Here is a 22609-nt window from a genome sequence, read left to right on the forward strand (position 1 = left end):
CACCTGCCGGCCCTTTGCGTAACAGCTACTTCAGCGGCGCCTGATTACATTCGCTCACGAATTACCAGCCTCGCCCATGACGGTAGCCAAGACCTCGCAGGTCATGAGTATTTCGGCATCCGTCAAGGTCGGATGCACCAGGAACATCAGGCTGGTCTCGCCCAACTCTTGAGCTACAGGCAGCCGTGCCTCAGGCCGCCAGCCGGTGCCGTCGAATGCTTTCTCCAAGTAAACCTCCGAGCACGATCCAGAAAAGCATGGCACGCCTCGGGCGTTGATCTCACTCGCAATGCGGTCACGACTCCAGCCGCTCTTCAAGGACTGTGGCTCAACGAACACGTAGCACTTATAGGCCGCGTGCTCGATGTCAGTGGGCACTGCAGGCACACGCAACGCAGCGAACGCACGAGCCACCTCCCAGATTCTTTGAGCATTGGCGAGGCGCTGCTCATGCCATTGCGTAATCGCCTTCAATTGGATACGCCCGATAACGGCCTGAACCTCCAACATCCGCCAGTTGGTGCCAAAACTGTCGTGCAACCAGCGGAAGCCTGGTGGATGCTGCTTCTCGTAAACCGACGCCCAATTCTTGCCGTGATCCTTGTAGGACCACATCGCGCTCCAGAGGGTTTTGTCGTTTGTCGTGACCATCCCCCCTTCGCCGCCGGTTGTCATGATCTTGTCCTGACAGAAGGACCACGCCCCCACATGACCGATCGAACCTACCGCGCGACCTTTGTAGCGAGCGCCATGAGCTTGTGCGCAATCTTCGATCACCTTGAGATCATGCTCTTTCGCCAGCGCCATGATCGGGTCCATATCACAGGGCCAACCCGCCAAGTGCACACAGATGATGCCGCGAGTACGCGCCGTCAATACTGCTCGGATAGACTCCGCGTCAATATTTTGAGTGTCGGCGTTGACATCCGCGAACACGGGCGTCGCTCCCGCCAGGACAATAGACGAAACCGAGGCAAGGAACGTGCGCGAAGTCACGATTACCTCATCCCCAACACCGATTCCCAAGGCCTTGAGTGCAAGATCGAGCGCCACAGTGCCGTTGGCAACGGCAATGGCGTACTCACTCTCGGACCACTGGGCAAATTCCTTCTCGAAAATCCGACACTCCTGCCCCGTCCAATAATTGACCTTGTTGGACAGGATGACATCGCGTACAGCGTTGGCTTCTTCGTCGGTAAACGATGGCCAAGGGGAAAAAGGTGTATTCAACATAATGATTGCTACCCCATCAAAGACGTGTTCAAAAGCAGAGCTGATACGCGACGCTCACAATGCGCGAGCGGGGACACCAACGACCGTTGTGCCTTCCGCCACATCCTTCACGACTGCCGCCCCTGCACCGATAGTCGCCCCGGCACCTATGCGAATCAATTGACGAACGCTCGCACCGATACCGATCCAGGACGATTCACCTATAGTCACCCCCCCAGCCAGTCTGGCACCGGGGCTGAGATGGACAAAACTCCCCACCTTGCAGTCATGGTCGACGCTGCACCCCGTATTGAGGATGGCGCCCTCACCAATGACGGCATCCACATTGACCACCACCCCCGCCATCACCACCGAACCCGAACCCAGGCGGGCACGCGGGCTGAGGACCGCCTGTGGGTGCACAAGGCTCACCAATGCCACCCCAGACTCCGACAACAAGCGGGACTTCGCCAAGCGCACCGAATTATTACCAATGCCAACAATGACGCCATCAAAGTCCGAGAGTTTCTCAAGCAACGTCGCGGTGGTCCCGACAACGGGCCAATGACCGTTCACCTGGCGCGTAGGCCAGGCATCATCGAAGAACGACGGCTGCCAGCCACACAGTTCGGCGATCTCAGCAAGGACTTTGCCATGCCCACTTGCACCAAGAATCGCAAGCTGTTTCACGATTGATTGCCTGTGAATTTTGACATGGTGGCTTCTCCCGCAGCGCTGATACCGTCACGACGAACCACTTTCAAGACCGTCATGAAAATGATTTTCAGGTCCAGCCAAAAACTCCGATTATCCACGTACCACGTATCCAGCTTGAACTTCTCTTCCCAGCCAAGCGCATTCCTGCCATTGATCTGCGCCCACCCGGTGACACCGGGCCTGACTGCATGACGACGGTACTGCTCGGGCGAATAAAGCGGCAAATACTCCATCAATAAAGGACGCGGCCCGACAATACTCATGTCACCCTTGAGGACATTCCACAACTCGGGCAACTCATCAAGGCTGGAAGAACGCAAGAATGCGCCGAACGGCGTCATGCGCTCGGCATCCGGCAATACAACACCGTTGGCATCTACCGCGTCACGCATCGTGCGAAACTTGATCATTCCAAATGGTTTGCCATTGACACCCGGGCGAACCTGACGAAACAGCACGGGAGCACCCAACTTACGCTTCACCTGCCATGCCACAAATAACATGACAGGAGATAACAGCAACAACCCCATTGCGGAGGAAAAAATATCAAATAACCGCTTCATGTGAAAATCCTGGTTTATCGCACCGTCAATCCTGGGCCTAGTGTATCTCGCACGAACACACCGTCACCCAATCAATCCAGCGTATTGCGGAAGAATCGTACCATTTCGCCAACAATGAACTCTTGGGAAAACTGCCCATGGGCACGTTCACACGCCTGCCGAGAGAGTCTCATCCGTAGCTCGTCATCCACGTATAGTTTCTGCAACGCCTCACTCAAGGCACCAACGTTACCAGGCTCATGGAACACGCCTGAGATATTTTCTTCGACCGCGTCTGACAAACCGTAGATATGAGAGGCAATAGCAGGCAGTCCCGCACCTGCCGCCTGGATCGTCGCAAGGCTGAACCCCTCACGGAAACTCGGAATGCAGAAAACGTCTGCCGCAGCCATGTAGCCTTCCGGGTCATACGTGTAATGAACCCTGTGGAAGCGGGAGGCACAGTCAGCAAGCTCGTCGGCCAGTTGCTCCTCGATACCGTCTTCATCCGGCCCAATCACCAGCAGATGAGCACGAGGCATGAAGGGAAAGGTCCGCCGAAAGGCTTGAGCAAGGTGAAGAATACCCTTGATATGGGTAAGCCGGGCCATGAACAGGAATACGATGTCACCCGGCTCGATACCCAATTCCCGCCGGTACTTTTCACGCGCTATCGGATCAGGTTTGAAGCGGTCGACATCGACTCCACTGATAGAGCCCTTGCCCAAAACCGATATTTTCTGGGCCTTAACAATGTTCTGATCGATCAGAAACTGCCGCTGGGATGGACTATCGGCAAGCAGGTGAGTAGCACACCACGCCAAGAGCTTGTCCAAAGCCTTCAAGCCAGATCGTACGAGACCTTGTTTCGTAGACCACACCTGCCCTGTGAACATATGGAAGCGATTCGGTACCCGCGCCAAGAACGCCGCGATCATCGACAGCAGGCCCGACTTCGGCATGATCGAGAACACGCAGTCAAAGCGTTCGTTTGCGAAAAAGCGATACAACGCCCACAGCGCTCGAACATCGCTCAAGAGCGAAACCTTACGTTCGATGGGCAACGGTACGAACCGCACGGACTTATCGAATACCCCGTCCATCTCATCGCTTTCGGCCTTTGCCATCAGCGTAACGTCATAAAAACGGGACAGTTCGCAGATATGTTCCAGCATGAACACGCGCAATGCCACCGGCACGGTTGCGACGATGCAGATTTTCTTTTTGGTCATGCCTGCTCACTCTTTTCATTCGTTCCAGCCTGAACTTCACCACTCAGAACGTCCGCTATGCATCTCGGCAGCGGGCGCTCGAACCTGAAATCCAACACGCGCTGGATATGGCCTGTGTCATAACCACCTTTCTTGGTCAGCGCATCAATTCGCTCCAGCGTCAACGGTAACTTGATCGAGGCTGGAACACAGCGAAGCAGCCAACGGAGCAAACCTTCCGGCATGCCCATGCGGGGCGCGGGAACCCCTGCATAAGATGCCATCGCGTGGATGAGTTCAACCTGGCGACAATCACTCGAAAGCAGGAAAGTATTGCCCCTCGCCCGGGGATCATTGCCGCAAGCGATCAACGCCCTGACCACGTCATTAACATGGACATAGGTAGAGCGATTGGTATTTCGGTCGCCGATATAGAAGAACAGTTTGCGACGCACCATATTCGCCAACTGGAAGAACGAACGGTTCGGCATGCGTTCGCCGATCACAATTGAGGGGCGCACAATCGTGTAGCTGAACAGAGGTTCACATTTGGCAAATGCTTCCACCAACGCATCGGATATCGTCTTCGTCACTTCATAGTCACCCTCGGGACTGGGCCGAAATGATTCATCGATGATGGAGCGTTGCGACAGTGCACCGTAGGCCCCCGTGCTGCTCAACTGCACCCAATGCACCGGGCGCCCAGTCCTCGCAATCTGGCGCTGCACTGCTGCCAACAAGTTTGCCGTTCCATTCACGTGCAGGTCATACATGAGCTCAGGACTCTTCAACTCACCCGCACAGTGATAAACCACCTCACAATCAGCAACAAAGCCGTCCAGGCTATCGCTATCGTCTACCAGATTGCCCACCGTGCACCCTGGTACGCTCTGATTCATAGACCGACGCGATAACCAGCGAACTGAATCCCCTCGGGCAGAGAGCGCCTCTAGCAACAATCCACCGATAAAACCTCCCCCTCCCGTTACCGACACATTCATTTTTGCAAGTCCTTATAAAGTCGCGAACCAAAGGGCACGGGGGTTGCCTGTTCTTGTGCAGACGAATGACGCGCCAAGGCACGCTGCTTCGCTTGATAGACCAGCGCACAAGCAATGACGACGCAAATATAGTTATAAATTCTCAACCGAATAGCGGTACCCAGATTATCGTTACCGAGCAACCAAATTGTCGAGTACGCGAAGAAGAACACGACTATAAAATCAACGAACCGTGATGCATATTTGCGATTCTTGAACAGGTACATCAGCGCAAAAATAACGGGCAAGCTTTCCATAATGAAAAACAGGACCGCCAGCGGCCCCGGAAAGAAAAGACCCAACATCTGAGAAAAGAAACTGTGCAAGTAATCGGGAATAAAGTAATACACAGAATCGAAGCGGATTCCCAGATTCGTTCCGCCTTCCACATTATTGAACAGCGCGCGATACTGCATAAGCGGACGCAACAAACCGACAGCGAAAAGGCCATTGAGCACTAATAAAAGGGGGACAACGTGAAAAACCAGCGAAAATCGCTGGAACTTGAAAAAGTGGAACACAACCAGTGACAACGCGAACGCGACCCCCAGATATGCCCTCAACCCGAAGAGCGAGGCAGCGACAATAAAAGCCATCAGAAAGGCAACCAAGCGCACCGCCTGCGATTCTGAGCTGACAGACGAACGGACGCAAAAAAGACCCACGACAAACACGAACAACATAAGGACATCACGATAGATATCCAGCGCATAATAAAAAATCGTGGGATATAGACTCACAATGAGCAGCACCATCCACCCCACCCGCTGATCCCTCCAATGACGGCTCATCAAGGACAGGCGCGCCACCAGCACCGGAATGAGAATTGCGCTCAACAGCATTAAAAAAAAACTGACACCTTCGCGAGAATATAAACCTACATCATGAAGCCCACGAAGGATTTCAGGCCAAGCGCTCGAGGCAGCAAGATTCGCACCCTGCGCGTAGGCGTCATAATAAACAGAATCATTGCCACCGACATCCAACATGCCAGGATGAAACAACAACACCAAATAAACCAGAATCTTGGCAACTACAATGGCCGCAAAAACCAGCATATAAATCATAGCAATGAATTCCAGTAATTTATATACTGCTCCCCCACCAGGCTGGGCGCATGATATTTCTCGACAAACTCACGAGAAGCTCTGGAGCGTTCCGTTATTGAGCCTCGCTCTTCCAGGATTTGCTCGAGGGTTGCCGTCAAGGCACGCTCGTCTGGCAACAGGTTGTATACCGGCGGTACGAGACCGTGGTAAAGGATGCTCGACTCCGCCTCCGCTCCACCGGCCACGACCTTACCCTGCGCCATCGAGTAGAGAGCGTTCATTGCCAAGCTATAGGAAAACACTTGGTCCACGGAAATATGGGTTCGCGAAAGAACATTCATATATTTGTCGAATGCCATGCGCCCTTCGATCATGCACTCCACATCATTGGGATACTTTAACTTCAGTGTCTCAAAGCTCTTTTCGACCAGAAAAGTACCTTTGAAACCCGGGCGATTCAAACCATGGAAAAACACCAATTTACCGTCGCCCGCTTGGGTCTCGGCATAGGAAATACGCTGGGTATCGATCGGAATTGGAATAGGCTTAGCCACTTTGCCAGCATAGCCCGCTGCACAAAATGTCGAATAGTATTCATACATAATGGGGATGACACCATCAATGTATTGCATGCACGCGCGCATCGCCGCCAGGTGTGACTGAGCACGCATGTAATAGGGTTGCCCCCTGTCGTACTTTTCATGCCATGGAATCGGACTGTAGCGCATGGTCTCTTCGGAGTACTTCACAAAAAAGGGGTCATCCCCCGACCCTGACAGAGTCACAATTGAATTGTGTTTTTTCAGGTACCGAATAAACCACAAATTAAGATAGGGCAACCGTGGAACAGTGTAAAAATTTATCAAATGAACGACATCATAGCCCTTGAACTGATTAATTTTCAGAAAGGGCAATGCCAGCTGTCGAGCCTTGTAGCTATAGATATTTGACCCGTAACCCAGGTTAATATCAGCATCGAATTTCTTCCAGAAATCACTGGCTGCCGCCAGCGTCACGTCGTGCCCAAGTGCCACGAGGGCGCTCTTGAGCTCCTTATGCAAACCGCTGTACTCACCGATGAGCAGGATCTTCATTTTTTCAACCCAAAATCATTAAACCATACCACGCCGCATGAGTACGCGCTCATCATCTCAACACTCGATTAAAGCGCAAAACCACATATACGTAGACCAGATAGAATGCATAATTCAATGCATGGGCTATCGATGCCCCGACGATACCGTGGTCATCCAACAGGACAACCAATGCATAAAACAGTATCGTCGATAGAATCTCCCCTACAATATAAGTCTTCCATAGCGCACGCGCAGTCATCACATACGCCATTACCCAACTGGTAACTTTCAGGACGTCACCCACTGCCTGCCACAAAAAAAGATCGCGCATAGGTGAGAACTCATCAGTGAAGAGAAGACTGATGATGAAGTCGCGCAGTACATACATGACGATACCGATGGCAACCGCCACCGGGATGATGACTTTATACCCCTGCAATATTTCCCGCCTCAACACCGAAGCCTCGCGAATCTCCGAGAACCGTGGCAGGAAGTAGACACTGATGGTGGTCGTTAGTAGCATCAAATAAGCGGCGCTCAGTCGCCAGCTCGCCTCCCAATAGCCTGCGGCCGACCAACCCTGTGTCTCGCCCAGATGATTACGCACCAAGATCTGACTCAACGGTACACAAACCGCCGACGTAATCGCCATCAAGGTGAACTTACCAAGGTTTAGCACCACTTGATTGTCTACACGGCCAATCAGGTGACGTACCTTGAACCAAGGCGCTCTTAGGCATAGGCACAGCGTGACGAAGCAGGCGATGGACTGATAGATAGCAAGCGCTACCAGTGCACCGTACAAACCAAACCCCATGGTCATGACAACCGTGGTCAGCAGCGCAAAAACACTTCCACCAATATTCGCCACAACATAGCGCGGGATATCTTTCTTACCGTTCAGAATGGCCAGGAGCAGGGCGTTGAAAGTGAATAACACCAAGGTGGCGGCGAACCACAGAAATACCCCACCATAACCCTCATCCTTGAGGAACCACCCAGCGAGCGGGCGGTTCCCTAAAGCAATGACCACACTCGCTAACAGGGAACTAGCCAGTACAATCGCCCCCGCCGTGCGCCACACCGTGCGCTGGCGAACCTCGTCCCCTTCATACTCTGCCGTATACTTGGTGACGCCGGTGCTGATCGCCCCTGTGGCAAAGGTAGTGATCATCTGTACCGCGTTCTGAAACTGCCCCAGCGCTGCATAGCCTGTAGGGCCTACATAGACAGCCAAGACTTTGTTTATGCCGAGCAGGGTCAGCAACTTAATAACGACAGCAATGCCATTCAGCAGGCTGGTCTTCAACAATGTCATGAAGCGTCGGCCACCACAAAGCGGTTACACGCAGCGATGACACTGTCAACCTCGTCATCCGATAACGTAGGGCCCATCGGCAAGCTCAACACTTCTTCGTGCAAACGCTCCGTAAGCGGGAACGACAGTTCATTCCACTCTTTATATGCATTCTGCTTATGCGGAGGAATTGGATAATGGATCAGTGTCTGCACACCCTGCGTGGACAAATATTGCTGTAGCTCTGAACGGCACGGAGTACGGACAACAAATAGGTGCCAGACATGCGACTCGAATTCCAACGCCGATTGTCCTTGGATTTGCGGCAGCTTGATCAGTGGGTTATTGATACCAACCAGGTACCGCTGGGCGATCTCACGACGGCGCAACGTCTGTGCATCGAGCGACTTCAGTTTGATGCTCAACAATGCCGCTTGCAGTTCATCCAGCCTGCTGTTCACGCCCCTGTAGAGATTCTCGTACTTCTTGTGCGACCCGTAATTACGCAGCGCACGTAGAGTATTGGCCAGGGTCTCGTCACTGGTTGTGATCGCTCCGGCATCGCCAAGCGCCCCTAGATTCTTGCCGGGGTAGAAACTGAAACCAGAGGCGTCGCCTAGGTTACCCGATTTTTTCCCTGCAACTGCTGCACCGTGGGACTGAGCCGAGTCCTCAAGTAGCAACAGGCCTCTTTTTCGAGTCAACGCGTTAAGGGCTGGCATGTCGGCGAGCTGACCATATAGATGCACCGCGAGAATCACTCGGGTCTTGTCGGTAATCGCCGCCTCGGCGCGAACAGGGCAGAGATTGAAGGTCGCCTCGTCCGGCTCTACCAGAACGGGGACCAGTTGATTTTGGCTAATGGCAAGGATACTTGCAATGTAAGTGTTGCTCGGAACAATTACTTCATCACCATCAGACAGAAGCCCAAGCGCCTTCCAGGCCTGCAAAGTCAAGATCAAAGCATCAAGGCCATTGGCGACCCCGATGCAGAACCGTGAACCGCAATATTCTGCAAATTCACGCTCAAACTGTGCCAACTCGTTACCCGCAATATACCATCCAGAATCAATCACGCGCTCACAGGCTTCGAGCATCGCTTGGCGATCCAGTTGGTTAATGGCTTTCAAATCAAGGAAATTAATCATGCGAGAGAGTCCTGATAACTTTTGCCGGATTGCCTACGACCACGGCAAAATCGGGCACGGATTTTGTCACAACCGCCCCCGCGCCAACCATGGCACCTTTTCCAATTGTGATACCTGGCAGCAGTGTCGCATTAGCGCCGATACTCGCCCCTTGCTTTACCACGATCCCTTGAAATGCATCAGGATACACTTTGGAGCGCGGCATTGGGTCATTTGTAAAGGTCGCATTAGGGCCGATGAATACGTCATCCTCAATACGCGTTCCGTCCCAGAGGAAAACACCTGACTTCAAGGTCACCCGATCACCAATGACCACATCTCCTTCGACCAATACATGCGCGCACAAATTGCAGTCACTGCCAATACGGGCGCCCGACATCACGACAACATATTGCCATATGCGAGAGCCATGACCGATATCATCGGTATGCACATCGGCCAAGGGGTGAATTTTCACGCCTGACGCCCTACGCAGAAACTCATCATGATTACGTATATAGTCGCCTTCATCGTAATGATCACTGGCCAATACCAGCAAGACGCAATCTTCGCTAAAGTCGTGCATTTCATGCCAGATCATCTTGCGAATACGGACAGCTTTATCAGGTGCATCCAGCAGCACGCTTTCCTCGGTCTGCCCATCGCTCAGTAGCATCCTGCACTGCCCTGAAACACAAACAGCTACCTGCTCCAGCTCCTTGTGTGCATGAAAGCCACGAGACACACCCAACTTGGTCGACGTCAGATAATAAACCCGCTTCACTTCAAAGGGGACGTTTCCATTTTCTTCCAGGACATTCAGATATCCACGTTCATCACCGCGAACTTGAATATCAAGGAACTCAACCAGACTCATCTCACCGCCTCATACCTTGTTGGGACGTATCCATTTTTTGCGCCTACCCATAGTGCCACAGGTCAATTCGCCCGCCCGGCGCGAACCGGGCCCTCCAGCGGGCCACCTTGAGATTCAGACCTCGGTGACCCTTCCTATGTTCTTCGCGGAACCGGACTTCGTAACCGTTATCGCTCGAACGCCTCGCCCGCGTGACAGGCAATTATACGGAACTCTTGCTTTAATGAAACTCGCCCCGCTCGGCAGCATGATGGCACCCAAGCCTCCTGCCCCCCACTCCAGACTCATCAGGCGCGCAGTGAGCACACCCGGGCCCTGGTCGGGACATCCACTTTCGAAACAACGACAAATCCGCGACAGCTCGCGCTGCCGCGGATGGAAGGGATGAACTAGACAGGATTTTCGATGATTGGGTAAAGGGCAGAGGGAGCAGAGCAAAAAAAAAGAAACGTCCGACAGAAAATGCCTAGAAAACGCCAGCAACAAGCGCCATCACAGCAACATCATCGATCCATACGTAAACGACGCTTGCCTCGAACGGAAGCAACCCCTACCAAAATTGGCCCAATGACCAACCCTAATACCAGGGAGGCGAGGACCACTATCGCCAGGGGTAGTGCCGGGGTCGACCACCCCAAAATCACCAACGAAATGTCCTGCTGATTATCAAGCACGAAGAAGAGCGTAAAAGCCGCCAGTAACAGCGAGAAAAGCAGCAATAGGGCACGCGTAATATTTCGCATCCGAACCTTCCTATGCCGCTTCAGGGATTAGCGACATGCTCATCCTCGTTGACGCGGTCGCGCAACTCCTTGCCAGGCTTGAAATGCGGAACATACTTGCCTTCAAGACTCACCGATTGCCCGGTTTTTGGGTTGCGACCAACACGCGGCGCCCGATAATGCAGGGAAAAACTGCCGAACCCGCGGATTTCGATTCGATCACCGGTAGCCAAGCATTGGGACATCTGTTCAAGCATTGTCTTGATAGCCAACTCTACATCCTTGGACGAGAGCAGCCCCTGGTGAGTGACTATACGTTCGATCAGCTCCGACTTCGTCATATTTTTCCCTTCGTTATCAAGCAGCTAGATCATTGCTCTAGCTGTTTGTAGCACGCTTGGAAAGATTTGAACAGGGCCACCCTTGACTTCAAGAAAAAATTCAAATTAAGCGGAAGGTTCAACCCACTAGCCTAAGGCTCACCCAATCTCGCTAGAGGCTCTGTGCTTACGGATACTCAAGTCATTGCGCAGCAACATGGCAAAGAGCGCCACAAGCACACCTACAGCAGCGCCCAGCACCCCCCCAACCAAAAGGATCAGGCGCTTGGCAACCCCTTTCGGATGAACCTCTATAGCCCCATTTTGACGATAAGGCCTGAAAACAGCCGACTCGACTTTTTGCTCACGATAGCCTGAAAGGCTCTGCTCCAGCGGCCGAAGCTCCTTGATATAGGCGTCGTCCGAAGCTCGCAGTTGCAGCGCCTTAACCTCAGCCTCCAAAGCCTTGACCCCCCGCAAATAGGCAACCTCATCAGCACCCGTAGCGTTCGCAGAAATCCCGCCTGCAATCAACAATGGCTTATCGATACCCAGGATACGCGCGATACCTAACGACTCGTTTAGGCGAACGATGTGGTCATCCCGCATTCTCCTAGCGGTTTCGCGCAGGACAGCAATCTTCTTTTCCACACTACCAACCCGCTCAGCAATCTCCTCGGCATGATGCTCCAACAAGTCATGCTTGGTTTTCTCTGCCGCAGCTTTAGCAAAGCGCTCAAGCAAAACACCCGCCTGCCGCCCGTCAGTCGCCGTCATTGAAAGATACCCACCCCTCGCCTCTTCCACCACCGAAAACGTGGCAGAGAACTCAGCATAAGGCAAGCCAGGCGCCTCTTTATCCGCCCGTTCTTCAAAGAAGGTTTGACGCACAGACTCAGAGCGCAAATCCGCTACAAAATCCTTGAACACCGCAACATTGGAAAACGGCTCCAAGCCAGCCTCTTTTCGCGCGACATTCAACTGCGCAAGATCTCCACGCGCCGGAAAGTCGATCGATAGCTTAACCTCGTACTTAGGCTCCATCCTCATCACCATTATCGCAGCGACCAGAACCCCCCCTAATGCACACGCGAGGATGAGCAACCAGCGCTCGCACATTCCCTTGACCAATTCAAGGACATCAAGATCTCCATCAAGGCCCTTGTTCATATTCAACATTTTCTAGCGCCTTGCTCCAACAAAAAACTATCCATAAACTCTATCGGGCACCATTCTATAACAATAGATAATGGCATTTGGATATTATATCGAAGCAAAAAAAAGGCGACCGAAGTCGCCTTTTTTCCGATCAAACAGAACTCAGTTCTGCTTGGCCATTGCTTCGCGCAGCAGCGCAGCCATGGTGGTGTCGGCAGCAGCTTCCGGAGCGGTGTTTTTCAGGCTTTGGATTGCTTCTCGCTCTTCAGCATCGTCCTTCGACTTGATGGACAGGCTGATGACGCGGGACTTGCGGTCAACGCTGATGATCTTGGCTTCGATCTCTTCGCCTTCCTTCAGGACGTTACGCGCGTCTTCAACGCGGTCACGGCTGATTTCGGAAGCTTTCAGAGTAGCTTCGATGTCGTCGGCCAGAGTGACGATGGCGCCCTTGGCGTCAACTTCCTTCACGATGCCCTTGACGATTGCACCCTTGTCGTTGACAGCAACGAAGTTGGAGAACGGATCGTCTTCCAGCTGCTTGATGCCCAGGGAGATGCGCTCGCGCTCTGGATCAACCGACAGGATGACGGTTTCCAGCTCGTCGCCCTTCTTGAAACGACGCACGGCTTCTTCGCCGGTTTCGTTCCAGGAAATGTCGGACAGGTGAACCAGACCGTCGATGCCGCCATCCAGGCCGATGAAGATACCGAAGTCGGTGATCGACTTGATGGTACCGGTGATCTTGTCACCCTTGTTGAACTGGCCGGAGAAGTCTTCCCATGGGTTGGATTTGCACTGCTTGATACCCAGGGAGATACGACGACGCTCTTCGTCGATGTCCAGAACCATGACTTCCACTTCGTCGCCAACCTGAACGACTTTCGACGGGTGGATGTTCTTGTTGGTCCAGTCCATTTCGGAGACGTGCACCAGACCTTCAACGCCTTCTTCCAGCTCAGCGAAGCAGCCGTAGTCGGTCAGGTTGGTGACGCGAGCGGTAACACGAGTACCTTCTGGGTAGCGGGAAGTGATAGCAACCCACGGATCTTCGCCCATCTGCTTCAGACCCAGCGAAACGCGGTTGCGCTCACGGTCGAACTTCAGAACGCGAACGTCGACTTCGTCACCAACGTTGACGATTTCGGACGGGTGCTTGATGCGCTTCCAAGCCATGTCGGTGATGTGCAGCAGGCCGTCGATACCGCCCAGGTCCACGAATGCGCCGTAGTCGGTGAGGTTCTTGACGATACCTTTGACCTGCTGGCCTTCCTGCAGGGTTTCCAGCAGGGCTTCGCGCTCGGCGCTGTTCTCGGCTTCCAGCACGCTGCGACGGGAAACGACAACGTTGTTGCGCTTCTGGTCCAGCTTGATGACCTTGAATTCCAGCTCTTTGCCTTCCAGGTGGGTGGTGTCGCGCACTGGGCGGACATCAACCAGGGAGCCCGGCAGGAACGCACGGATGCCGTTAACGTCGACAGTGAAGCCGCCCTTAACCTTACCGTTGATAACGCCCTTGACCACTTCTTCGGCAGCGAAAGCAGCTTCCAGAACAATCCAGCACTCGGCGCGCTTGGCTTTTTCACGGGACAGCTTGGTTTCGCCAAAGCCGTCTTCGACCGCGTCCAGCGCAACGTGAACTTCGTCACCGACCTTGATGGTCAGCTCGCCAGCTTCGTTGTAGAACTGCTCGAGCGGGATGACGCCCTCGGACTTCAGACCAGCGTGAACGGTAACCCAGTCGCCGTCGATGTCGACAACGATACCGGTGATGATTGCGCCCGGCTGAAGATTGAGGGTTTTCAGGCTTTCTTCAAAGAGTTCTGCAAAGCTTTCGCTCATTTTAATTCCTGTAAATTCGGGCGAGACAGACGCCCATCGCCACATTCCAGACAATGTGGGTTTCGTTTAAGTAAAGGAAAGCGGGCAGGACGTTGACTGGTGCCCCTGCCTGCTTTCCTGGCGATCAGAGCAGGTCGCGCAATGCGAGCTCGCTTCTGATCCGTTGCAGCACCTGCTCGATGGACAACTCGGTAGAGTCCAGCTGGATTGCATCGGCCGCCGGCTTGAGCGGGGCCACTGCGCGCTGGGTGTCGCGCCCATCGCGCGCACGAATCTCATCTAGCAGACTCGACAGACTAACATCTTCGCCTTTGCCCTTCAACTGCAGGTAACGACGGCGGGCACGCTCCTCGGCACTGGCAGTGAGAAACACCTTCAGTGGCGCATCGGGAAACACCACGGTGCCCATGTCGCGACCGTCGGCAATCAGCCCCGGCGCCTCACGAAACGCGCGCTGGCGCTGCAGCAGTGCCTCGCGCACCGCTGGCAGAGAAGCGACCATCGAGGCGCCCGCCCCTACCGTTTCGGTACGGATGACATTGCTCACATCCTCGCCCTCGAGAATGATCTGCTGCAGCTTGCCCGGCTCGGCGGCGATGAACTGCACGTCCAGGTGGGCGGCAAGCGCCTTGAGCAACTCTTCATTGGTCAGGTCGACGCCATGGTTCGAGGCGTTGAACGCCAGCAGGCGATACAACGCTCCGGAATCCAGCAGCCGCCAGCCAAGCTCGCGTGCCAGCAGGCCAGCGACCGTGCCCTTGCCCGAGCCGCTTGGCCCGTCGATGGTGATGACCGGCGCCTGCGAATTCACGACTTGCCCTCTTGCGCCACGCGGATGCCGACTTCGGCGCAAAGCGCCAGGAAGTTGGGGAAGGAAGTGGCGACGTTGGCGCAGTCGTGAATACGGATCGGCGCACTGGCACGCAGCGAGGCAATGCTGAAGGCCATGGAGATACGGTGATCACCGTGACCGTGGACTTCACCGCCACCGATCTGGCCGCCATCGATGATGATGCCATCCGGGGTCGGCTCGCACTTCACGCCGAGAGCGATCAGGCCATCGGCCATGACCTGGATACGGTCCGACTCCTTGACCCGCAGCTCCTCGGCGCCACGCAGTACGGTACGCCCCTCGGCGCAGGCGGCCGCGACGAACAGCACCGGGAATTCGTCGATGGCCAGTGGCACCAACTCTTCTGGAATCTCGATACCCTTGAGTTTCGCGCCACGCACACGCAGGTCAGCGACAGGCTCGCCACCGACTTCACGCTGGTTCTCCAGGGTGATGTCGCCGCCCATCAGGCGCAGGATGTCGATCACGCCGGTGCGGGTCGGGTTGATACCGACGTGCTCCAGCACCAGCTCCGAACCTTCGGCGATGGACGCCGCGACCAGGAAGAAGGCCGAGGACGAGATATCGGCTGGCACTTCGATCCGAGTGGCAGTCAGCTTGCCGCCGGACTGCAGTGAGGCGACAGGGCCATTGCTCTGCACGCTGTAGCCGAAGCCGCGCAGCATGCGCTCGGTGTGATCACGGGTCGGTGCCGGCTCGGTGACGGTGGTAGTGCCTTCGGCGTACAGGCCAGCCAGCAGCAGGCAGGACTTAACCTGGGCACTGGCCATCGGCAGGGTGTAGTTCAGCGCCTTGAGCTTCTGGCCACCGCGAATGGTCAGCGGTGGGCGCCCCTCGGGGCCGGTCTCGACCACGGCGCCCATCTCGCGCAACGGATTGGCCACGCGGTTCATCGGACGCTTGGACAGCGAAGCGTCACCGGTCATGGTCACGTCGAACGGCTGTGCGGCCAGCAGGCCCGACAGCAGGCGCATCGAGGTCCCGGAGTTACCCAGGTAGATCGGACCAGGTGGCGGCTTCAGGCCGTGCAGGCCGACACCATGAATGGTGACGCGGCCGTGGTGCGGCCCCTCGATGACCACACCCATGTCGCGGAAGGCTTGCAAGGTCGCCAGGGCGTCTTCGCCCTCGAGGAAGCCTTCGACTTCAGTGGTGCCCTCGGCCAGCGAGCCGAGCATGATCGAGCGGTGGGAAATCGATTTGTCGCCCGGTACGCGAATCCGTCCGGACACGCGGCCACCAGGTTGGGCCAGGAAGATCAGGTCGTTGGCGTTCATAGCGTCCACATAGGCCCGGCGGGCCAGGATTTTACTGAAATGCTCGCGGGCGACCCGAGCGCGGGTGAACACACCCAGCAACTGGTGCCCGTCCCCTGCATCGACCGCGTCGCGCAAGGCGTCGAGATCGCTGCGAAATGTATCCAGCGTGCGCAGGACAGCGTCGCGATTGGCGAGGAAGATGTCATGCCACATGATCGGGTCGCTGCCAGCGATTCTCGTGAAATCGCGGAACCCTCCCGCAGCGTACCGGAAGATGTCGAGGTTTTCATTGCGTTTGGCCAGCGAATCCACCAGGCCGAACGCCAGCAGGTGCGGAAGGTGGCTGGTGGCCGCCAGGACTTCGTCATGACGCTCGACCGGCATGTGCTCGACGTCGGCCTCCAGCGCGCGCCACAGGCGATCGACCAGGGCCAGGGCTGCCGGATCGGTTTCGGCGAGCGGCGTGAGGATCACCTTGTGACGACGGAACAGTGCAGCATTGGAAGCCTCCACACCGCTCTGCTCGGACCCTGCGATCGGATGGCCGGGTACGAAACGCGCCAGACGCTCGCCGAACACGGCCCGCGCGGCACGCACCACATTACCCTTGGCGCTGCCGACATCGGTGATCACCGCAGCCCCCAGGTCGAGCGACGCCAGGCGGGCCAGAAGCTTTTCCATGGCCAGGATCGGTACCGCCAGCTGGATCACGTCAGCACCGACACAGGCCGCGGCCAGATCCTCTTCGCAGCGGTCGACCACGCCGAGGGCGACAGCCTGCTTGCGCGACTGGGCATCCAGGTCGACACCGACCACTTCACGGCACAGGCCGCTTTCACGCAGACCCTTGGCGAAGGAACCACCGATCAGGCCGAGGCCGACGACGACCAGGCGATTGATGAGCGGTGCGGGTTTGTTTACAGCATTAACCACGAGTGCGAACCCTGTTCAGAACAGCAACATGTGCCAAATTACAGCCTACAGATGGGTGGGAAGCAGCAGGGCTGCGGTGGAGCGAAAAGCACCCCACCCACGAGCAACAATAAATTCAGAGCACCGCCTTCGGATAAGACCCCAGCACCTTCAACGCCACGGCCTCCTGGCTGATCTTCTCCAGCACCGCCTTGATCAACGGATCGCGGTGGTGGCCAACGAAGTCGATGAAGAACACGTAGGTCCACTTGCCGCTGCGCGACGGGCGGGTCTCGATGCGGGTCAGGTCGATGCCGTTATCGTGGAATGGCACCAGCAGTTCATGCAGCGCGCCTGGCTTGTTGCTCATCGAAACGATGATCGAGGTCTTGTCGTCGCCGGTTGGCGGCACTTCCTGGTTACCGATCATCAGGAAGCGCGTGGAGTTGTCCGGACGGTCTTCGATCTTCTCTGCCAGACGGGTCAAACCATAAAGATTGGCTGCCATGTCACCGGCGATCGCCGCCGAGTTCCACTCACCCTTGACCCGCTTGGCCGCCTCGGCATTGCTAGAAACTGCAACGCGCTCGACGTTCGGGTAGTGCGCGTCCAGCCACTTGCGGCACTGGGCCAGCGACTGGGCGTGCGAGTAGATACGGGTGATGCTGTCGGTCTTGGTGTTTTCGCCCACCAGCAGGTGGTGGTGGATGCGCAGCTCGACCTCGCCACAGATCACCATGTCGTGCTCGAGGAAGCTGTCCAGCGTGTGGCTGACCGCACCTTCGGTGGAGTTTTCCACCGGCACCACGCCGAAGTTGACAGCGCCGGCCGCGACTTCGCGGAACACTTCATCGATGGCCGCCATCGGACGGCTGATCACCGCATGACCGAAATGCTTCATGGCCGCAGCCTGGGTGAAGGTGCCCTCGGGGCCGAGGTAGGCAATCTTCAACGGCTCTTCCAGGGCCAGGCACGACGACATGATTTCGCGGAACAGACGCGCCATCTCTTCGTTACCCAACGGCCCCTTGTTGCGCTCCATGACGCGCTTGAGCACTGCAGCCTCACGCTCAGGACGATAGAACACCGGCTTCTCGCCTTCGGCGAGCGAAGCGGTCTTGACTCGCGCCACTTCTTCGGCGCAGCGGGCACGATCGCTGATCAGCTCGAGGATTTTCTCGTCGAGACTGTCAATGCGAACGCGCAGGGCCTTGAGTTCCTGTTCGGACATCAGCCGTGCTCCTTCTCGAATTCGGCCATGTAGGCCACCAGGGCTTCCACCGCATCCAGCCCCAGCGCGTTGTAGATCGAGGCACGCATGCCACCGACCGAACGATGGCCCTTGAGATTGAGCAGGCCACGGGCGTCGGCACCGGCGAGGAATGCCTTGTCCAGGCGCTCGTCGGCGAGACGGAACGGCACGTTCATCCAAGAGCGGGCGTTGTGGCTGATCGGGTTGGTGTAGAACTCGCTGGCGTCGATAAAGCCGTAGAGGCGTTCTTTCTTGGAGCGGTTTCGCTGCTCCATGGCCTCGACGCCGCCCTGCTCCTTGAGCCACTCGAACACCAGGCCCGACAGGTACCAGGAGTAGGTAGCCGGGGTGTTGTACATCGAACCATTATCGGCCGAGATCTTGTAGTCGAGCATGGTCGGGCACGTGCTGCGCGCGCGACCGAGCAGGTCTTCGCGCACGATGACCACCACCAGGCCGCTCGGGCCGATGTTCTTTTGCGCACCGGCGTAGATCAGGCCGTACTGCGACACGTCGATCGGGCGCGAGAGGATGTCGGACGACATGTCGACCACCAGCGGAACATCACCGGTTTCAGGTACCCAGTCGAACTGCAGGCCGCCGATGGTTTCGTTGGAGGCGTAGTGAACGTAGGCAGCCCCTGGGGTCAGCTTCCACTCGTTCTGACCAGGAATGGCCAGGTAATCGTAGGGCTTGGCACTGGCGGCAACGTTGATATTGCCGAAACGGCGCCCTTCCTCGATGGCCTTCTTCGACCAGATACCGGTCTCGATGTAGTCGGCGGTGGCGTTTTCCGGCAGCAGGTTCAGCGGGATCTCGGCGAACTGCTGGCTGGCACCGCCCTGCAGGAACAGCACCTTGTAGTTCGAGGGAATGGTCAGCAGATCACGCAGGTCTTGCTCGGCCTTTTCAGCGATCGCCACGTAGTCATCGCTGCGGTGGCTCATTTCCATCACTGACAAGCCCTTGCCGCGCCAGTCCAGCATTTCGGCCTGAGCACGCTGCAGCACAGCGTCGGGAAGCGCGGCAGGGCCTGCGCAGAAGTTAAAGGCTCGTTTGCTCACATCCACTCTCGCTCTAATAGAACAAAATCTAACCAGCTGGTTCAGCGGTAATCCTGTGGGAGCGGGCTTGCCCGCGAACACCGGCGAAGCCGGCGCCATACATCGCACCGCCTGCTTCGCGGGCAAGCCCGCTCCCACAAAAACCAGACGTTGCCGTCGCTAATCAGTCAAACGGGGCGACCTTGGTCGCCCCGTTCGGGTAGTGCACTGGCTTAGTCCTGCGGCGCCTCTTCGGTGCCTGCGGGGTCTTCGCCAGCCGTGTCCAGCGCGTCGTTGTCGACGCCCTCCTCGCCCGCCTCGACGATGTCGTCGAGCTCATCCTCGGACGGTTCCTGGATACGTTCCAGCCCCACCAGCGTCTCGTCGCTGGCCAGTTTGATCAGCGTCACACCCTGGGTGTTACGGCTCAGACTGGAGACCTCGCCAACCCGTGTACGCACCAGCGTACCCTGATCGGAAATCAACATGATCTCCTCGCCTTCCTGAACCTGGATAGCACCGATCAGCAAACCGTTGCGCCCCTTGGTGCCCATGGCGATCACACCTTGCCCACCACGACCACGACGCGGGAACTTGGACAGCGGAGTACGCTTGCCGAAGCCACGCTCGGAGGCGGTGAGGATCTGTGCGCCGGACTCGGGGATCAGCATGGAAATCACTTCCTGCCCCTTGCCCAGCCTCATGCCACGCACACCGCGCGCAGTACGGCCCATCTCGCGAACCACGCTCTCGGCGAAGCGAATCACCTTGCCGGCGTTGGAGAACATCATGACTTCTTTCGCGCCATCGGTGATGGCAGCAGCGATCAGGGTGTCACCTTCCTTCAGCTTGAGCGCGATCAGGCCATTGGAGCGTGGGCGAGCGAACTGCACCAGCGGGGTCTTCTTGACGGTGCCGGAAGCGGTCGCCATGAAGATGTAGGCGCCGGTAGGCTCGGCGACCAACTCCGGCGTATCGCCGTCTTCTTCGTCGATCTCTTCCGGCTCGATCACTTCGCCTTCGAGCACCGCGTCTTCCGCCTCGTCGATCTCTTCATCGAGATCGGCACTCTGCTGCAGGGCTTCGAGATCAATCTGCAGCATCGCGGTGATGCGCTCGCCGTCTTCCAGCGGCAGCAGGTTGACCATCGGGCGCCCGCGCGCGGCGCGGGAGGCTTCAGGAATGTCGTAGGTCTTGAGCCAGTACACCTTGCCCTTGCTGGAGAACAGCAGCAGCGTGGCGTGGCTGTTGGCAACCAGCAGGTGCTCGATGTAGTCCTCGTCCTTCACGCCGGTCGCCGACTTGCCCTTGCCGCCGCGGCGCTGGGCCTGGTAGGCGGACAATGGCTGGGTCTTGGCATAGCCACCGTGGGAGATGGTCACCACACGCTCTTCTTCCGGGATCATGTCGCCGTAGTTGAGGTCGTGACGGGCATCGAGGATCTGGGTACGACGGGCATCGCCGTACTCGGCGCGGATCGCTTCAAGCTCTTCGCGGATCACTTCCATCAGGCGCTGGGCACTGTTGAGGATGCGGATCAGCTCGCCGATCTGCTCGAGGATCTCTTGGTACTCAGCCAGCAGCTTCTCGTGCTCCAGGCCGGTCAGGCGGTGCAGACGCAGGTCGAGGATGGCTTGAGCCTGCTCAGGCGACAGCCAGTACTTGCCATCACGCAGGCCGTACTGTTCCGGCAGGTCTTCCGGACGGCAGGAGTCGGCGCCGGCGCGCTCGACCATGACCTGCACGGCACTGGATTCCCACGGCGTGCCGATCAGGGCTTCCTTGGCTTCCGACGGCGTCGGCGAGGCTTTGATCAGGGCGATGACCGGATCGATGTTGGACAGCGCGACAGCCTGGCCTTCAAGGATGTGCCCACGCTCGCGCGCCTTACGCAGTTCGAACACGGTGCGACGGGTGACCACTTCGCGACGGTGACGAACGAAGGCCTCGAGCAGGTCTTTCAGGTTCAGCAACCGCGGACGACCGTCGATCAGCGCGACGATGTTGATACCGAATACGCTCTGCAGCTGGGTCTGCTGATAGAGGTTGTTGAGCACCACCTCCGGCACCTCGCCGCGACGCAGCTCGATGACGATGCGCATGCCGTCCTTGTCGGACTCGTCGCGCAGCTCGGTGATGCCTTCGATCTTCTTCTCTTTGACCAGCTCGGCGATCTTTTCGATCAGACGCGCCTTGTTCAGCTGGTACGGCAGCTCGGTGACGACGATCTGCTGACGGCCACCGACCTTGTCGATGTCTTCGATCTCGGAACGGGCACGCATGTAGATGCGGCCACGACCGGTGCGATAGGCCTCGATGATGCCCTGGCGACCGTTGATGATGCCGGCAGTCGGGAAGTCCGGGCCTGGGATGAACTGCATCAGCTCATCGACGGTGACCTCGGGGTTGTCGATCAGCGCCAGGCAGCCATCGATGACCTCGCCCAGGTTGTGCGGCGGAATGTTGGTCGCCATGCCCACGGCAATACCGCTGGAACCGTTGACCAGCAAGTTGGGGATCTTGGTCGGCATGACAGCCGGGATCTGCTCGGTGCCGTCGTAGTTGGGCACCCAGTCGACCGTTTCCTTGTGCAGGTCGGCCAGCAGCTCGTGAGCCAGCTTGGTCATGCGCACTTCGGTGTATCGCATGGCCGCGGCGTTGTCGCCGTCCACCGAACCGAAGTTGCCTTGGCCATCGACCAGCAGATAGCGCAGCGAGAACGGCTGCGCCATGCGCACGATGGTGTCGTACACAGCGGTATCGCCGTGCGGGTGGTATTTACCGATGACGTCACCGACCACACGGGCGGACTTCTTGTACGGCTTGTTCCAGTCGTTGCCCAGCTCGCTCATCGCGTACAGGACGCGGCGATGCACAGGCTTCAAGCCGTCACGCGCATCGGGCAGCGCTCGCCCGACAATCACGCTCATCGCGTAGTCGAGGTAGGACTGTCTCAGTTCGTCTTCGATATTGACCGGGAGGATTTCTTTGGCCAGTTCGCCCATGAGAAGCCTGATTCCTTTTTCTGGTGAAACTTCGCCATATCCATCGGTGGACGAACGAAGCTCGTCGCCGCAGCGTTCGACAGTGCGACGACATA

General features: G+C 56.9%; 19 protein-coding genes. All 19 read right to left on the bottom strand.

Annotation, left to right across the window (positions count from 1 at the left end):
- Positions 1-54 precede the first annotated feature (54 nt).
- Positions 55-1233, bottom strand: a complete 1179-nt coding sequence (locus VA602_RS00640) for a DegT/DnrJ/EryC1/StrS family aminotransferase (RefSeq protein ID WP_323452189.1) — start codon at positions 1231-1233, stop codon at positions 55-57.
- Between the two features lie 54 nt (positions 1234-1287).
- The gene (locus VA602_RS00645) at positions 1288-1902 is read right to left on the bottom strand and encodes an acetyltransferase (protein ID WP_323452190.1); all 615 of its coding nucleotides are present in this window, start codon (positions 1900-1902) and stop codon (positions 1288-1290) included.
- Positions 1899-2492, bottom strand: coding sequence for a sugar transferase (locus VA602_RS00650; protein ID WP_323452191.1), 594 nt, complete (start codon positions 2490-2492; stop codon positions 1899-1901). The genes VA602_RS00645 and VA602_RS00650 overlap by 4 nt, the downstream gene beginning before the upstream one ends.
- Positions 2493-2563: 71 nt before the next feature.
- The gene (locus VA602_RS00655) at positions 2564-3703 is read right to left on the bottom strand and encodes a glycosyltransferase (RefSeq protein ID WP_323452192.1); all 1140 of its coding nucleotides are present in this window, start codon (positions 3701-3703) and stop codon (positions 2564-2566) included.
- Positions 3700-4683 (bottom strand): NAD-dependent epimerase/dehydratase family protein, encoded by a 984-nt coding sequence (locus VA602_RS00660; RefSeq protein ID WP_323452193.1) that lies wholly within the window; start codon positions 4681-4683, stop codon positions 3700-3702. The genes VA602_RS00655 and VA602_RS00660 overlap by 4 nt, the downstream gene beginning before the upstream one ends.
- Positions 4680-5789, bottom strand: a complete 1110-nt coding sequence (locus tag VA602_RS00665) for a hypothetical protein (protein ID WP_323452194.1) — start codon at positions 5787-5789, stop codon at positions 4680-4682. The genes VA602_RS00660 and VA602_RS00665 overlap by 4 nt, the downstream gene beginning before the upstream one ends.
- On the bottom strand, positions 5786-6865 hold the full coding sequence (locus tag VA602_RS00670) for a glycosyltransferase family protein (RefSeq protein WP_323452195.1): 1080 nt from the start codon (positions 6863-6865) through the stop codon (positions 5786-5788). The genes VA602_RS00665 and VA602_RS00670 overlap by 4 nt, the downstream gene beginning before the upstream one ends.
- Positions 6866-6917: 52 nt before the next feature.
- Entirely contained in the window at positions 6918-8165 is a 1248-nt protein-coding gene (locus tag VA602_RS00675) for an O-antigen translocase (protein ID WP_323452196.1), read from the bottom strand.
- Complete coding sequence (locus VA602_RS00680) at positions 8162-9292, bottom strand: DegT/DnrJ/EryC1/StrS family aminotransferase (protein ID WP_323452197.1); 1131 nt, start codon at positions 9290-9292, stop codon at positions 8162-8164. The genes VA602_RS00675 and VA602_RS00680 overlap by 4 nt, the downstream gene beginning before the upstream one ends.
- Positions 9285-10148 carry a WxcM-like domain-containing protein gene (locus tag VA602_RS00685; RefSeq protein WP_323452198.1) on the bottom strand — a complete coding sequence of 288 codons (864 nt, stop codon included), beginning with the start codon at positions 10146-10148 and terminating at the stop codon, positions 9285-9287. Before VA602_RS00685 ends, VA602_RS00680 begins: the two co-directional genes overlap by 8 nt.
- Positions 10149-10651: 503 nt before the next feature.
- On the bottom strand, positions 10652-10891 hold the full coding sequence (locus tag VA602_RS00690) for a LapA family protein (RefSeq protein WP_323452199.1): 240 nt from the start codon (positions 10889-10891) through the stop codon (positions 10652-10654).
- Positions 10892-10911: 20 nt separating this feature from the next.
- Complete coding sequence (ihfB, locus tag VA602_RS00695) at positions 10912-11211, bottom strand: integration host factor subunit beta (RefSeq protein WP_323452200.1); 300 nt, start codon at positions 11209-11211, stop codon at positions 10912-10914.
- A gap of 138 nt (positions 11212-11349) precedes the next feature.
- Positions 11350-12369, bottom strand: coding sequence for a Wzz/FepE/Etk N-terminal domain-containing protein (locus VA602_RS00700; RefSeq protein ID WP_323452201.1), 1020 nt, complete (start codon positions 12367-12369; stop codon positions 11350-11352).
- Between the two features lie 141 nt (positions 12370-12510).
- Positions 12511-14190, bottom strand: a complete 1680-nt coding sequence (gene rpsA, locus VA602_RS00705) for a 30S ribosomal protein S1 (RefSeq protein WP_054893880.1) — start codon at positions 14188-14190, stop codon at positions 12511-12513.
- Positions 14191-14314: 124 nt separating this feature from the next.
- Entirely contained in the window at positions 14315-15001 is a 687-nt protein-coding gene (gene cmk, locus VA602_RS00710) for a (d)CMP kinase (RefSeq protein WP_323452202.1), read from the bottom strand.
- Positions 14998-17235: a bifunctional prephenate dehydrogenase/3-phosphoshikimate 1-carboxyvinyltransferase gene (locus tag VA602_RS00715; protein WP_323452203.1), complete on the bottom strand. Its 2238-nt coding sequence runs from the start codon at positions 17233-17235 to the stop codon at positions 14998-15000. Before VA602_RS00715 ends, cmk begins: the two co-directional genes overlap by 4 nt.
- A gap of 115 nt (positions 17236-17350) precedes the next feature.
- Positions 17351-18445, bottom strand: coding sequence for a prephenate dehydratase (gene pheA, locus VA602_RS00720; protein WP_054893877.1), 1095 nt, complete (start codon positions 18443-18445; stop codon positions 17351-17353).
- On the bottom strand, positions 18445-19530 hold the full coding sequence (serC, locus tag VA602_RS00725) for a 3-phosphoserine/phosphohydroxythreonine transaminase (RefSeq protein WP_054893889.1): 1086 nt from the start codon (positions 19528-19530) through the stop codon (positions 18445-18447). The genes pheA and serC overlap by 1 nt, the downstream gene beginning before the upstream one ends.
- 212 nt (positions 19531-19742) lie before the next feature.
- A complete protein-coding gene (gyrA, locus tag VA602_RS00730; protein ID WP_323452204.1) occupies positions 19743-22514 on the bottom strand; it encodes a DNA gyrase subunit A in 2772 nt (923 codons plus the stop codon).
- Positions 22515-22609 lie beyond the last annotated feature (95 nt).

The organism is Pseudomonas machongensis, assembly GCF_034961125.1.
GTDB lineage: Bacteria > Pseudomonadota > Gammaproteobacteria > Pseudomonadales > Pseudomonadaceae > Aquipseudomonas > Aquipseudomonas machongensis.